15 protein-coding genes are annotated in these 14,471 nt (G+C 65.0%); 3 read left to right on the top strand and 12 right to left on the bottom strand.

Annotated elements, in window-relative coordinates; all coding sequences use genetic code 11:
- Position 1 precedes the first annotated feature (1 nt).
- Positions 2–1,591 (top strand): alkaline phosphatase family protein, encoded by a 1,590-nt coding sequence (locus PVW49_RS12680; protein ID WP_274590699.1) that lies wholly within the window; start codon positions 2–4, stop codon positions 1,589–1,591.
- A 39-nt stretch (positions 1,592–1,630) separates the two neighbouring features.
- Here PVW49_RS12680 and dtd read toward each other — a convergent pair whose 3' ends face one another.
- The 12 genes from dtd to PVW49_RS12620 form a co-directional block, all read right to left on the bottom strand.
- Positions 1,631–2,074 (bottom strand): D-aminoacyl-tRNA deacylase, encoded by a 444-nt coding sequence (dtd, locus tag PVW49_RS12675; protein WP_048532559.1) that lies wholly within the window; start codon positions 2,072–2,074, stop codon positions 1,631–1,633.
- A complete protein-coding gene (locus PVW49_RS12670) occupies positions 2,071–2,982 on the bottom strand; it encodes a carbohydrate kinase family protein (RefSeq protein ID WP_074838916.1) in 912 nt (303 codons plus the stop codon). The genes dtd and PVW49_RS12670 overlap by 4 nt, the downstream gene beginning before the upstream one ends.
- A gap of 285 nt (positions 2,983–3,267) precedes the next feature.
- Positions 3,268–4,386: a TFIIB-type zinc finger domain-containing protein gene (locus tag PVW49_RS12665; protein ID WP_274590698.1), complete on the bottom strand. Its 1,119-nt coding sequence runs from the start codon at positions 4,384–4,386 to the stop codon at positions 3,268–3,270.
- A gap of 79 nt (positions 4,387–4,465) precedes the next feature.
- Complete coding sequence (locus PVW49_RS12660) at positions 4,466–6,073, bottom strand: hypothetical protein (RefSeq protein ID WP_274590697.1); 1,608 nt, start codon at positions 6,071–6,073, stop codon at positions 4,466–4,468.
- Positions 6,074–6,166: 93 nt separating this feature from the next.
- Positions 6,167–6,556, bottom strand: a complete 390-nt coding sequence (locus PVW49_RS12655; RefSeq protein WP_274590696.1) for a hypothetical protein — start codon at positions 6,554–6,556, stop codon at positions 6,167–6,169.
- 541 nt (positions 6,557–7,097) lie between these two features.
- Positions 7,098–8,216 carry an SPFH domain-containing protein gene (locus PVW49_RS12650; protein WP_274590695.1) on the bottom strand — a complete coding sequence of 373 codons (1,119 nt, stop codon included), beginning with the start codon at positions 8,214–8,216 and terminating at the stop codon, positions 7,098–7,100.
- A 43-nt stretch (positions 8,217–8,259) separates the two neighbouring features.
- Positions 8,260–9,222 carry a DUF2927 domain-containing protein gene (locus tag PVW49_RS12645; RefSeq protein ID WP_053083368.1) on the bottom strand — a complete coding sequence of 321 codons (963 nt, stop codon included), beginning with the start codon at positions 9,220–9,222 and terminating at the stop codon, positions 8,260–8,262.
- 4 nt (positions 9,223–9,226) lie between these two features.
- Positions 9,227–10,426: a toxic anion resistance protein gene (locus PVW49_RS12640; RefSeq protein WP_274565934.1), complete on the bottom strand. Its 1,200-nt coding sequence runs from the start codon at positions 10,424–10,426 to the stop codon at positions 9,227–9,229.
- Positions 10,427–10,460: 34 nt separating this feature from the next.
- Positions 10,461–11,339, bottom strand: a complete 879-nt coding sequence (locus tag PVW49_RS12635; RefSeq protein ID WP_048532550.1) for a 5-bromo-4-chloroindolyl phosphate hydrolysis family protein — start codon at positions 11,337–11,339, stop codon at positions 10,461–10,463.
- Positions 11,339–11,521, bottom strand: a complete 183-nt coding sequence (locus tag PVW49_RS12630) for a hypothetical protein (protein WP_048532548.1) — start codon at positions 11,519–11,521, stop codon at positions 11,339–11,341. Before PVW49_RS12630 ends, PVW49_RS12635 begins: the two co-directional genes overlap by 1 nt.
- 52 nt (positions 11,522–11,573) lie before the next feature.
- Positions 11,574–12,392: a TerC family protein gene (locus PVW49_RS12625; protein WP_274590694.1), complete on the bottom strand. Its 819-nt coding sequence runs from the start codon at positions 12,390–12,392 to the stop codon at positions 11,574–11,576.
- Positions 12,393–12,488: 96 nt separating this feature from the next.
- Positions 12,489–13,274 (bottom strand): pseudouridine synthase, encoded by a 786-nt coding sequence (locus tag PVW49_RS12620; protein WP_048532546.1) that lies wholly within the window; start codon positions 13,272–13,274, stop codon positions 12,489–12,491.
- A 51-nt stretch (positions 13,275–13,325) separates the two neighbouring features.
- On the opposite strand from PVW49_RS12620, the gene PVW49_RS12615 reads away from it, so the two are divergent.
- Positions 13,326–13,775 carry a nucleoside deaminase gene (locus tag PVW49_RS12615; RefSeq protein ID WP_274565936.1) on the top strand — a complete coding sequence of 150 codons (450 nt, stop codon included), beginning with the start codon at positions 13,326–13,328 and terminating at the stop codon, positions 13,773–13,775.
- The gene (locus PVW49_RS12610; protein ID WP_074838938.1) at positions 13,772–14,320 is read left to right on the top strand and encodes a pseudouridine synthase; all 549 of its coding nucleotides are present in this window, start codon (positions 13,772–13,774) and stop codon (positions 14,318–14,320) included. Before PVW49_RS12615 ends, PVW49_RS12610 begins: the two co-directional genes overlap by 4 nt.
- Positions 14,321–14,471 lie beyond the last annotated feature (151 nt).

Raw genomic sequence — 14,471 nt, 5'->3', positions numbered from 1 at the left:
CATGACAAAGATCAAGAACATCCTCTTCATCATGGCCGATCAACTGCGCTGGGATTACCTGTCCTGTTACGGCCATCCGCATCTGGACACGCCCAACATCGACAAGCTGGCCAGCAAAGGCCTGCGTTTCGACCGGGCCTATGTGCAATCGCCGGTCTGCGGCCCGTCGCGCGCCTCGACCTACACCGGCCGCACGGTGTTCAGCCACGGGGCCACCTGGAACCGGGTGCCGCTGCCCCTGGGCGAGTTGACGCTGGGCGACTACCTGCGCCCGCAGGGCGTGACGACGGCGGTGGTCGGCAAGACCCATATGGTGCCCGACCGCGAAGGCATGGCGCGGCTCGGGGTGGAGGCGGGCGGTGACATCGGCATCAAGGTCAGCCAGCCGGGATTCGACGCCTACGAGCGTGACGACGGGCTGCACCCGGATGGCGTGCTGGCGGCCAAGGGGGGTAAGCTGCGCTACAACGACTGGCTGCGTGACAAGGGCTATGCGGGCGACAACCCCTGGGATCGCTGGGCCAATTCCGCCGAGGGACCGGAGGGCGAACTGCTCTCGGGCTGGCATCTGAAGAATTCGAACCTGCCGGCGCGGGTCCGGGAAGAGCATTCCGAAACCGCCTATATGACCATGCGCGCCCGGGAATTCATCGAGGAGATGGGCGATCAGCCCTGGCTCTGCCACCTCAGCTATATCAAGCCGCATTGGCCCTATATCGCCCCGGCGCCGTATCACGACATGTATGGCCCCGAGAGTTTTCTGCCGCTCCATCGCAGCGAGGAGGAGCGCGCCGATCCCAATCCGGTCTATGCGGCATTCATGGGCATGGAGGTCAGCGAGACCTTCTCGAAACAGGGCGCGCGCGAGGTTGTGCTGCCGGCCTACATGGGGCTGATCAAGCAGATCGACGACCATCTCGGGCGGCTCTTTGACTGGCTGGAAGAGACCGGGCGCGATCGCGACACGATGATCGTGCTGACCTCGGACCATGGCGATTACCTTGGCGATCACTGGATGGGCGAGAAAGAGCTGTTTCATGAGTGCTCGGTGCGGGTGCCGCTGATCATCTGCGATCCGCGCCCCGAGGCGGATGCCACGCGCGGCACCGCCTGCGATGCGCTGGTCGAGGCCATCGATCTGGTGCCCACCTTCCTCGAGGCCACCGGCGCGCCGCCGGCCGATCACCGGCTGGAGGGGCGGTCGCTGATGCCGCTCTTGCAGGGCGAGACACCCGAAGACTGGCGCGACGCGGTGCTGTCGGAAATCGACTATGCCTTCTATGCCGCGCGCGAGACGCTGGGCGTCGGCCTGTCGGAGGCCCGCGCCTACATGCTGCGCAGCGAGCGGTGGAAATTCGTATATTACCGGGGCTTTCCGCCGCAACTTTTCGATCTTGAGAATGATCCCGAGGAATTCCACGATCTGGGGCGGGATCCGGTCTATCAGGCCGAGCGGGACCGGATGCAGGCGGCGCTGCTCGACCGGCTCACGGCGCGCAAGAACCGGGTGACCATGACCGATGCCGGGGTGCGCGCGATGCGGCGCGACGAAGACGAATCCGGCATCATGATCGGCAAATGGGGGGCGTGAGCCCCGCGACGATCAGGCCCTCGGCTGGCCGCGGCGCGCTCAGGCCTCGGTGTCGAGCCAGATGGTGACCGGACCGTCGTTGACAAGGCTGACCTGCATGTCGGCGCCGAAACGTCCGGTTTCGGTGGCAATGCCCTCACCGCGCAGCGCCGCGGCGAACGCCTCGTAAAGCGCGGCGCCGGTTTCAGGCGCAGCGGCGGCGGAAAAGCCGGGGCGGTTGCCGCGGCGGGTATCCGCGGCGAGGGTGAACTGGCTGACGACAAGCGCCGTGCCGCCGATATCCGTGACCGAACGGTTCATCTTGCCGGCCGCGTCGGGAAAGATGCGCAGGCGGGCGGCTTTGGCGGCCAGCTTTCCGGCCTCGGCCTCGGTGTCGCCCTGCATGGCGCAGACCAGAATCATCAGCCCCGGGCCGCATTGGCCGAGGACGTCGCCATCGACCGTCACCTGGGCTTCGCGCACCCGTTGCAGCAGCGCCCTCACGCCAGTTCGTGCGCCCAGGGCGGATTGGCGCCGGCGCGGCTGACGGTGACCGCGGCGGCGCGCATGCCGAGCGCGATCGCCGGTTCCAGGTCGGCCAGCGTGGCCTGTTTGAAGGCCTGTTTGGTGGCAAGACCCTGCTGGTGCAGGCCGGCCAGCATGCCGGCGTTGAAGGTGTCGCCGGCGCCGACGGTATCAACCACCTCGACCTTGGTGGTGGGCAGGTCGAGGCTGCCCTCGGCGTTCTGCGCCAGCACGCCTTCGCCGCCCCGGGTCATCAGCACCAGGCCCACCCCCTTGTCGGTCAGCGCCTTCGGGTCGGTGCCGCCGGTGAGCCAGACGAGATCCTCATCCGAGACCTTGACCACATCGGCCACCGCCAGCATCCGGTCGAGCCGGGCGCGATAGCGGGCCTCGTCGCGGATGAACCCGGGGCGGATGTTGGGATCGATCATGATCAGGCGGCTGTCGGCCTCGCGGATGGCAAGCGCCGCATAGGTGTCGCCGCAGGGTTCGACCGGCAGGCTGATGCCGCCAAAGAACAGCGCCGTCACTGCCGCAGGCACCGCGGGCAGGTCAGACTGCGCGAGCATGCGGCCGGCGGTGTTTTCATCATAGAATGCATAGGTGGCATGGCCGTCCTTCAGCGTCACGAACGCCAGGGTCGTGGGCCGGTCACTGCGCGGGGCCAGCGCGGTATCCACCTTGGAGGCCACCAGATCGGCCTCGAGCAGCTGGCCGAACATGTCCGAGCTGAGCCCGCCGAAATAGCCCGCCGGAGCCTCGAGACGGCCAAGGGCGATCGCCGTGTTGTAGACCGCGCCGCCGGTATGTGGCGCGAAGGCCGGCTCATCGAGGGTCGATGTGCGCGGCAACATGTCGATCAGCGATTCTCCGCAGCAGAGGATCATGAGGCAATTCCTGTATCCGGGGGCAAATTGTTTGCGCTAACTGTGACGTATTCGGCCCCTGCGCGCAAGCGCTCTCGGGGTGTGGGACGCCATGCCGCAACCGCTGTTGCGGAAATTTCCGGCCGGATGTGGCATAGTGCAAGGCACCGGAAGGACCACGGAATGCGTGCGGTCAGGGAGTGGATCGACCCGTTACGAATTTCCGCCTGGCCAGGGGAGTTTGCGCTGGCAAGGCGGCGTCGGCCTTCCGGTACGGGCTGACGTGCCCCGGGGAGGTGCGTCAGCCTATTGTTGGGAGATTGCCCAGAGATAGCCCAGCCCTCCTGCCAGGATGAGACCGATGACGACGGCGATGGCGATCTTGATCGCCGACCAGGGGCGTTCGCCCTGCACCCGGCCGGTGCGGCCGTTGACGACGAAACGATAGGTCTGGCCGCGATATTTGTAGGCGGCCAGCCAGACCGGCAGCAGGATATGCTTGAAGGTGATGTCGTCGACCGTGGTGTCGATGTCGGTGATGCGCTGGCGGTCGCCGCCGATGTCGAATTTCACATCGCGCTGGATCATCCTGTCCATCTGCACACGCGCCTCGGCAAAGCCATCGGCCAGCTCGACCGCATAGCCCTCGGCTCGGAACCCGGCGAGGAATTCGGGACGGTAGGGTTCGAGCGCGGCCAGATCCCAGGGTTCGAGATTGTCGGTATAGCGCTTGGGCAGCGAACGCGAGGCCAGCACCAACACATCGTCGAAAAACCGCGCCACCCGGCCCGAGACCGTGCGCCAGCGCACCTTCTGCACCCGCTGGGTGACGCGCTTGCCGTTGCGGGTGACGGTGCGGCTTTCGTAATAGACCGTGCCGCGCTGGCCGCGATACGAGGACTTGGTATCGGCATCGAAAGTCCAGTAGGGGACATAGATACCATCCATCCTGCGGCCCTTGCGGGCGTATTGCTGCAAGCCGTTGGGCGCAAACCAGAGTTTGCCCAGCCAGTCGGTCATCGCCTTGTGCGCCTGGCGTTCCTCGAGCGCGAAGGGCAGCAATCCGCGCGGCTTGATGTGGCGATGGGTGCCGGTGTCGATCACCACGGGGGTGGCGCAGAATGGGCATTCCCGGGCATGGACGTCGGCATCGAATTCGACCTGGGCGCCGCAATTTGGGCATGTCGAGACGCGGGTTTCCTCGATCTCCTCCTGCGGCAGCCGTTGTGCCAGGGCCGCTTCGAAATCCAGTTCGCGCAGGGCGGCGCCGCCCCAGGGGCCGATGGCGATCTCGGCGCTGTTGCCACAATGGTCGCATGTCAGCCCGCCGGTGGCCGGATCGAACCGCATGTCGGCGCCGCATTCATCGCAGGCAAAGCGGTGTTCGGCTTCGGGGGCCGGCGGAGGAGAGAGCGTGTCGGTCATGCGGGGGCTTTCGCGAAGGATGACAGGGCGGAACCTGCCATATTTTCGACCGGGGAAGCAACGTGTTACAGCCCGCTGCTCACAGCGCCAGCTTGTAAGAGCAGCTCACCGCCAGCACCTCGATCTGGGTCTCGACAAAGGCAAACCCCAGGACATCCTCCAGCAGGGTCCGGAGCAATCCGCCTTCGGCCGTGCCGGGCTTGCCGAGATTGTCCTGCGAGACCGCCAGCGCCTCGGTGACGGGGGCCAGCAGATTGCCCAGGCCACGGGCGGATGATGCCAGGACGCATCCGGTCAGAAGACGGCAGGCGTGGTCGGAAGCCTTGCCCCCGGTGTCGGCCCGGAAGGCGCCGATGAGATCGGCCACCGCGCCGGTGATCTGTTGCAGGCCGTGGACATCGATCTGATAGTGGTCGGCGCGGATTTCCTTGACCTTGCCCTGCGCCACCTCGTCATGGGTAAAGCTGATCCGGGTATCGCTGCTTTCCATCATTTTGAGCGATTTGACCGGGGCCAGCGGTCTGTCGAGTGGCAGGCCCAGCAGACGCAACGAGGCGTCCACGTTCAGCAATTCGGCGGTCACCGGCGCGAAGACGGCGGCGGTGTCTGTACCGACGCGGCTGCACTGGCGGCCCTGGGCGGCCAGCGTGGCGGTGCTGTTGGCCAGGTTGATCCCGAGACTGAGCCGCAGCAGCGACGACAGGTGCAGCCCGTCGACGGCAATCCGGATCTGCGCGCTCTGGGCGCGGGCGTCCCGGCTTCCGGGGTGTGCCCCCAGCACGATCACGCGGGGTTCGGAAATCTGCACGCTGATCCCGGCGCCGGCAAAGGTTCCAAGCGATAGCCGCGCGTCGAGATCGACGATCCGCGCGCCAAGGACTTCCAGCGCGCCAAAGACCACATCCGAGATATGCAGCTCAAGCGGCGGAAGCAGTGTGTTGGTGACCTGCACTTCGCGCAGCCCCGGCGCGAGGTGCAGGAAGTCGCCCAGCCGCAACCGCTCCGAGGCAAAGACCGGGTCCGCCAGCTCTGCCGCCAATCCGGTCTGGCCATAAGCCGCCTCGAGAATGTCGATCAGCGGCAATTCGGCGTCGAGAACGTCGCCATAGGTGGTATCGGGTGCCAGCAGTTCGCCCCTGAGCGCCAATTGGTTCATCAGACTCACGGCGTTGATCCGAAGCCCGTGACCGGAACACAGAAGATCCATGTCGGCCCCCAGAAGCGGTTCGAGCAGACCCTTCAGGAGCCGCAGCGAGAGCAGGCAGTTTGACAGGGCAAAGCTGACCCGCGGGTCGACCACGGCCACCGCCGACCGGGTGACAAGCGGCGGCGCGTCGCGCAGGAAGAAGCGGCCGAGAACCGGGAAGCGCGCCGGCGAGGTCGCCACCACCTTGACCGCGGTGACGCCATCGAGGTGCGACTGGTCCGGGTTGGCGACGAAGTCCCCGGCCGCCAGACGCCCGAACAGGATGTGATCGGCCGCCGGCGGGCGGATGTCGTAGATCTCGGATTGCACCAGCGTCCGCGCGGCGGCGGCGCGGGTTGTCGAGGCGGTGGAGAGGTTGCGCACCCCCGACAGCGCCGCAAGGTCGGCCTGCGACTGCACCGCCTTGCGCTGCGCGTTCAGGTCGGACAGGTCGATGGCAATGCCGGCCACCATGATCATTGCCGGCAGGAGAATGGCCATCACCACGCTCAGAAAGCCATCTTGGCACCGGAAAAAGCGGGCAAGCGGGCGAGAGAGGGAAGCGTTTGCGATACGACCTTGCATGGCGACCTCTTACAGAACGATCTGCGCGGAACGTTCGATCTGTTTCAGCTCGACGCCGAAAACCTGGACCGCACGATCGAGAAAGCTGCCGTCAATCGAATAGGACAGGGTGACCCTGCCCAGGGTCCGGCCGTCATCGATCTGGCAGGTCAGCGATTGCACCTGGGCCGGGTCGATGAAGGTAAGCTGACCTGTCACTTTCTCGAGCATGTCGGCCTGGAGCCAGGCACAGACCGCCTCCGGCTCGAGTCCGAGATCGATGTATTTCAACGATTGTCGCGTCAGGTCATGAGCGGCCTGCTGGACTTCGCTTGTGGTGGCAATATGGACCGCGAGGGAAACAAACATCACGACCACCAGCATGATTGCGGTCAGAATGATCGAGAATTCGACACTCACACTTCCGCATTCATCGTTTCGAAATTTGGAAAGTCGGGTCTTGAGGGGGGGATAAGGCATTTTCTGTCCTTATGGTACAAATACTATGGAATAACTCGTCTTATGGGGGAATTTTGGACGGGGAATTGCGGCTCAAATCGGGCGAAATTGGGCACTTTTCAGGTAGGAAGATCTCGGGAATGCGACGCCTTCCTTGTGCGACCACAATTTTCATGTTTTTTAACAGTAACCTGGATGTCCTCAGGCAGGTCTGCGCGGTCTGCGGAATTATCGGAAAATGAGGTAGTTCAAAAAGGTAAACAATTTATGCAACTTTTGAGAGATAAATCTCTCTACGACTTTGGTGCTTATTAATCGATCAAAGTGAATTTCCAAAGCCCATTGGCCGCGAATGAGAATCGGCGCGTCGAATCACGGGAATGGACTGCGGGAAATAATTCCGGCGCCAACGCCGGTCGCTCCCGGGCGCGTGACGGGCGAATACGCGCCCGCAAGAGGCGCGGCCAGGCTCCGGGGCGGGCCCGGCCGCGCCGTGCAAGGATCAGTGTCCGGGTGGCGGCGGCGGCAGGATGGTAAAGAGCTGCGCCAGCTCCTGCACGTCTTCGGCGCGTTTCCAGCCGTCCTGACCGGCAGTCCAGACATAGGTCTCGCGGGTGATCTCTCCGTCCTGGGCCATGCGGCCAAGACGCGCCTTGGAGAAGGGGCCCTTGGTCTGGCCGCCCTCGGCGATGTGCCAGACGTGTTCGACCGGCGGCGGCGGGGGCGGCGCGGCGGGACTGGCGGCGGGCTGCTGGCCCCAGGGGCCTTGCGAGCCCGCCATCTGCTGCGCCATCGCCATGCCCATTCCCATGCCGAGACCGGCGCCCATGCCACCGCCGCCGCCGGGGTTGGATGCCGCCTTGGTCATCGCTTCGGCGGCGGAATACTGGGTGAACTTGCCGAGATCGCCGGCGAGACCCATCGAGGTGCGCTTGTCGAGCGCTTCCTCGACCGCCGGCGGCAGCGAGATGTTCTCGATGTAGAACTCGGGGATCTCGAGGCCGTAGCCTGCCACGATCTGGCTGATCTCGGCGGCGATCATCCGGCCGAGATCGGCGGTATTGGCTGCCATGTCGAGCACCGGTATGCCCGATCCGGCAATCACGCGGCTGAATTCCTGAACGATGATGTTGCGGATCTGATAGGAAATCTCGTCCATGGTGAATTCGCCGTCGGTGCCGACGATTTCCGTCATGAAGAGCGCCGGCTCCCTGACCCGCACCGTATAGGTGCCGAAGGCGCGGATGCGGGTGGGGCCGAACTCGGGATCGCGCAGCATGATCGAGTTCTTGGTGCCCCACTTCAGATCGGTGAAGCGGGTGGTGTTGACGTAGTAGATCTCAGATTTGAACGGGCTTCTGAAGCCGTGATCCCAGTGCTGCAAGGTCGTCATGATCGGCATGTTGTTGGTCTCGAGCATGTAGAGACCGGGGGTGAAGACATCTGCCAGTTGGCCCTCGTGCACGAACACCGCCGCCTGGCCCTCGCGTACCGTCAGCTTGGCGCCATACTTGATCTCATGGCCCTCGCGCTCGAAGCGCCAGACCATGGTGTCGCGGGTGTCGTCGGTCCAGTGGATGACGTCGATGAATTCACCGGTGAGGAAATCGAAAATGCCCATCGGGTCTCTCCCTTGGTTCAGCGAAAGTGGTCAGATCAGGTGCTTAGCTCGGTCCGCCGAGCATCTCGTCGGCGATGGTTTCGACAATCGGTTTCGCCTCGTCCCAGGACATGCCGGCGCGGAGCCGGCGGTCATAGAGCATCTTGAGCAAGAGCTCGTCATGGCTGGTCAGCAGGGCAAATTCGTCGTCGTCATTGAAGATCGACGGCCGGGCGCGCGGGCTGTCATTGGCCAGGCCCAGACCCTGCGCCAGCTCCTCGTGCACGCAGCTCTTGCGCAGGAGCGAGGGGTGTTCGGCGCGGATCAGGGCGATCGACTTGGCGTATTCGTGGCCGCCCGGCTCGGAGGAAAAGGCGATCACAAGGCAATGGATCGAGCGCGGCAGGCTGCGAAAGATGTCGAGCGCGTTCCGGTTGATGTTGGGCACGATCTCCTTGACCCGGGCGGGCAGGCGATCGCCGTCATCCTCGGACATGTAGAGCACGTAGTAATTGGGATCCCTGTCGGTCATCGTGATCGGATGGCCGGTGACGCGGGACAGCCGCGCGGCATAGCGGGCAACCTCGGCCCGGTCTATTGCCTGCTGCGCCTCCGGCACGGTGCGGCCGAACTCGACCGACATGCGGATTGGCTGGCCCCAGCGTTTGAGCCGGCTGGCACCGCCACGGCCCGAGCGCAGCCCGGCGCCGCGCACGTATTCATCGAAAAACGCGATCCGTTCGAAATTGTCGATCAGCATGCGGCGGCTGAACTCGGTGTCCGGGCCGCCGCCATCGGTGCGCAGCAGGCCCTGGGCCACCAGCTCGGTTTCGACCTGGGTATAATAGGCCGCGAGCTTTCGGCTGTCGTCCGAAGGGGTGGTCGGGCGCGCGGTCTCGGGCGGCTTGGGCGAGACAGGCGTGACGGGGCGGTCAGGCGGGACGGGCACCGGATCGACCGGGGTGGTGCAGGCCGACAGCGTCAGGGCGCCGGCAGCCACCGCACAGAGGAAAAGGCGCCCGACCATGCGCTCAGGCCGCCGGAACGGCGGTGCCGGCGGTGTCGCCCAGCCCGGTTTTTTTCGCCTTGGCCGCAGCCAGGGTGTCGCGCAGCTCTTGTTCCATGCGTTGCAGCTCCTCTTCGGCGGCGGCGCGGCGCGCCTTGCCTTCGTCGGCGATTTGCAGGCTTTCCTGGATGGTGCCGATCAGATCGGCATTGGCCTGTTTCACCGCTTCGATGTCAAACACCCCGCGCTCCATTTCCTCGCGGATCACCTTGTTCGAATCCCGCAGGTTCTTGGCGTTGGCGGTCAGCAGCTCGTTGGTCAGGTCATTGGCCTCGCGCACCGCGGCGGCGGCCTCGGCCGAGCGCTGGATCGTCACCGCCTGCGCCAGCTGGGTTTCCCAGAGCGGCACGGTGTTGACGAGGGTCGAGTTGATCTTGGTCACCAGCGACTTGTCGTTCTCCTGCACCAGCCGGATCGAGGGCAGGGATTGCATGGTCACCTGGCGGGTCAGCTTGAGGTCGTGCACCCGGCGTTCGAGATCGTCGCGCGCGGCGCGCAGGTCGCGCAGCTCCTGCGCCTGCATCACCTGGCTGTCCTCGGGTGCCGCCTTGACCTCGGCCTCCTTGGCCGGGATCACCGTGTCATCCAGCTCTTTCAGCTTTTCCTCGCCCGCGGCGATATAAAGCGCCAGCTCGTCATAGAAATTCAATGTCTTTTCATACAGCATGTCGAGAGACTTGATGTCTTTCAACAGCTTGTGTTCGTGTTCGAGCAGATTGCCGGTCACCCGGTCGATCTGGCCCTGCACCTCTTCGAAGCGGGCGGTGAATTTGGCAAAAGGCGCGGCGCGGCCGATCAGTTTTTCCCACCAGCTCCGTTCGCGGCGCACATCAAGCTCGGACACCGAAAAGCCGCGGATCGTGGTCACGATAGAGCGCAGCGAGTCGCCGGCCGGCCCCACGTCCTTGTTGCGCACGTCCTGCAACATCGCCTGAGAGATTTCCTGAAGCTCGGCCTGGGCCGCCGATCCGAACGCGACGATGGAATTGGTGTCGTCCATGTCGATCTCGTCCATGCGCTGGCGGATTTCGCTGCTCACGGTGGGATCGGCCTGCTCCAGAGACACGATTTCCTGTGCTTGTCTCGGCTCGGGCAGGACCACGGCGCTCACCTCTTCTACCAGGGCCAAATCCTGTTTGGCCTTCTCTCTCACATTGTCCGACATGGGTTTGTCCTTCCCCGGTTAAACTGTCTCGGGCTCAGTCGAGCCGCACCCCTTCGCGCTGCAAGCGGTCGCGCAGCACGTCTATTTCGATTGCCAGATCGGCGTTGCTGTCGCTCAGGAGCTTGCGTGTCTTGGCGACATAATTCTCTTCCAGATCGGTCAGCAGCATCAGGTAGTCAGATTTTGCCGCCACATCCCGGTCGCGGGCATAGATGTCGGCGAATTTGATCGTCGCGTCGCGGGCACCCATCAGGTAGACGCCGAGATAACGCCGCGCCGAGGTCAGATCGCGCGGATCCTCCTCGACCGTGCGCAGCATCTCACGCACCGATTGCTGAAACCGTTCGACCCGCGCCTCGAGCCGCGGATCCTGTGCCCGGCGGATCGCGCCCATCATCGCAGCCAGATGCGCCTCGGCCTCGTCGATGACGCGCGCCACCCGGTCCTGCTGAAATTCGTCGACGCCCTCGATCGATTTGTTTCTCAGCGGGTCAGGGCCGAAAGCGGTGATATGCAGCGCCGCCGCGATCACCCCGTAGAGCCCGCTGGCGGCAAAGCCCAGCTCATGGCTCAGCCCGGCCAGTGCGGTGCCGGCGCCGATCAGGAGCGTGCCGAGGATCTTGCGCGGCAGGGCAGGGCGGCGCGCCACCTTGCGCGCGTCATAGGCGGCCTCGGCCTTGAGCCCCTCGCGGGTGAGCCAGGCCGCCAATGTCCAGGTGCCGGCGCCGGCAAGTCCCAGCGCCAGCGCCTCGGGGCCCGTGCCGAAAGCGGTGAAGGCCAGAAGCGCGCCGGGCACGAACAGAAGGTTCGACCGGGCGCCGGTGGGGCTTACCGTCGCTTTCAGCGGCCGCAGGTCGGAGGCCGCATCTGTCTTGCCCTTGGGGCTGTAGGTTCCGCCGTATCTCTGCGCCATCACTCGGCCCCCAGCCAGCCGACGGCCACGCCGGACATCAGGAAGAAAAGGCAGGCATAGGCCACCTTCTGCACGCCGTTCAACTTGCCGCCACGATTGCCCGAGGACCAGACGGCCACCGCCACCGCGCCCACCGCAACAATCACCGCGGCCAAAATCAGCAGCGTGACAAACCGGATCATCAAAATACCCCCTCAACCTCGCTCACAAGATAGGTGATGACAGGCGCCATCGCTAGTGCCGTGCCGCGGTGCGCCGCTCGGCATTGAGCTTGCGGGTATAGCCCGATTGCAGGATTTCCACCGCGAAAAGCACCACAACCGCAAAGTAGAAGGTGGTCTTGGACATCGGGATGATCTCGTAACCAAAGACCTTGAGCGCCAGGGTGTCGTCATGCATCGCATGCGCCGCCGCCTGACCGGCTTCGCCCAGCAGGACCACGCCAACAATCAGCAGGATGAAAAGGCCCAACACTTCGTACATCCGGTTTTTCTCGAGAAACCGCGTCACCCCGTCGGCCAGCACGAGCATCGCCAGACCCGACAACAGGATCGCGGTGGCGAGGATCGGGAAGACATCGGTGATGGCGATGGCCGAGAGCACGGAATCGAAGGAGAAGATCAGGTTCATGGTCACGATCAGCCCGATCACCTGAGCCGCGGATTTGCCGGATTTGCCCTCGATATCGGTCGTCAGATGCTCGATCGACAGCATGTGGCCGATTTCCTTGACTGCGGTGTAGATGATGAACACCCCACCAAGGATAAAGACCAGCGTCGCGAAATTGACGCCGCCGGTCAGCACGCCCTCCCAGTTCAGCACGAAAAACGGCGCGCTGAGCCCGTCGATCAGCCGGATCATCACAAAGAGCAGCACCACGCGCAGAACCACCGCGATGATGATCCCCCAGAAGCGCACCGCTTTTTGCTGCGCCACCGGCGCCCGCTGGCTTTCGATGGAAATGTACAGCAGGTTGTCGAATCCGAGCACCGCCTGCAAAAAGCAGAGCATCACCAGATTGCCCAGGTTCTCGATGGTGAGAAGATCGGCCATGGTCCTGAAAACCCCTTAAAAATAACGTCGATACTGCATAACGCAGAATCTCATGAATGAACAACGACAGGCAGGGGGAAAAAGGTCCCTGCGGTCTCAGCGAATGCGCTTTCTCCGGGTGCGCTGCGGTTTCGGGCGGTCGGGTTTGGCACCGTCGAGGCCAAGCTGATCGCGCAGGATCTTGCTGCGCACCTCCTCGACCTCGCCGGGCTTGAGCTGGCCAAGCTGGAACGGGCCGTAAGACACCCGGATCAGCCGGTTCACGCTGAGGCCGATGCTTTCCATGGCGCGGCGGATCTCGCGGTTCTTGCCTTCGCGCAGCCCGACGGTCAGCCAGGCGTTTGCGCCCTGCTGGCGGTCGATCGAGACGATCATCGGCAGGTAATCGGTGCCGTCGACATGGGCGCCCTTGCGCAGCGGCTCGAGCAGCGCGTCGGTGGGCCGCCCCTTGACCCGCACCCGGTAACGCCGCAGCCAGCCGGTCGAGGGCAGCTCGAGCTTGCGCTTGATGCCGCCGTCATTGGTCAGCAGCAGCAGGCCTTCGGAATTGAGGTCGAGCCGGCCGACCGACATCACGCGCGGCAGGTCTTCCGGCAGCTCGTCAAAGATCGTCGCCCGCCCTTGGTCGTCCCTGTGCGAGGTCACCAGCCCGGCCGGCTTGTGATAGAGCCAGAGCCGCTCGGGCTCGGGCGCATCCAGCGGCTTGCCGTCGACCTCGATCTTGTCCTTGCCGGTGACGTTGAGCGCGGCCCGGGCGATGATCTCGCCGTTCACGCGCACGCGGCCGGCCTCGATCATGCGTTCCGCTTCGCGCCGCGAGGCGATGCCCGCGCGCGCAAGAACCTTGGCGATCCGGTCGCCTTCAGGGGGTTTCTGAGCCATGCCGCAGCCTTAGTCAGTTGCGCCTTTGCACGCAAGCGGGCAAGAGAGGCCATGACCTTCCGTTCCCATATGGACCTGGCCCTCGAAGAGGCGCGTGCCGCCGCCCGGCGCGGCGAGGTGCCGGTGGGCGCGGTGGTGGTGGCGCCCGACGGCACGGTGGTGGCCCGTGCCGGCAACCGCACTCGCGAGCTCTGCGATCCCACCGCCCATGCCGAGGTGCTGGCCATTCGCGCCGCCTGTGCCGCGCTGGGCTCGGAACGGCTGGTGGGCCATGCGCTTTATGTGACGCTGGAGCCCTGCGCGATCTGCGCCGGCACCATCGCCGCGGCGCGAATCGCCCGGGTCTATTACGGCGCCTCGGACCCGAAATCGGGCGGCGTGGCGCATGGCGCGCGGGTGTTCTCGCATCCCCAGGCGCATCACGCGCCCGAGGTGTATGACGGCATTGCCGCCGAGGCGGCGGAAACCCTGCTCAAATCCTTCTTTGCGGAGCGGCGATGACGCGGCTGATCCTGTTTCACAAACCTTTCGGCGTGCTGTCGCAGTTCACCGACAAGGGTACCGAAGGCACGACGCGCCCGACGCTCTCGGACTTTGTCGATGTGCCCCGGGTCTATCCCGCCGGTCGATTGGATCGCGACAGCGAAGGGCTGTTGCTGCTGACCGACGATGGCAAGCTGCAACACCGCATCGCCCATCCCAGGGCCAAGCAGCCGAAAACCTACTGGGTCCAGGTCGAAGGCCTGCCGGAGCCCGAGGCGCTCGAAGCGCTGCGCCGGGGTGTTACGCTGAAGGACGGCAAGACGCGGCCGGCCAAGGCCCGCCGGATCGAGGCGCCACAGCCACTGTTTGACCGCGACCCGCCGGTCAGGTTTCGCAAATCGGTGCCCGATTGCTGGCTCGAGCTGACCATCACCGAAGGCAAGAACCGCCAGGTGCGCCGCATGACCGCCCATGTCGGCCACCCCACGCTGCGCCTGATCCGGGCGCAGATCGGCCCCTGGCATCTGGGTGGATTGCGGCCGGGGGAATGGCGCGACGCGTGAGTGGCAGAGAGCCGCGCCCCGGCCCCCGCGCCGGGGCCTCTCGCGGCAGAGCTGACCGTGAGGTCCCGGGGCACCCCCGGGACGGGGTCACGTCGGGCCCGGCGTCACGCGCTGGTCGGCCGGGCTTCAGCCCGGCACAGCCCGAACGCCC

This window comes from Marinovum sp. PR37 (genome assembly GCF_028807375.1).
Lineage (GTDB): Bacteria > Pseudomonadota > Alphaproteobacteria > Rhodobacterales > Rhodobacteraceae > Marinovum > Marinovum algicola.
This window is presented reverse-complemented; position numbering and strand designations above follow the sequence as displayed.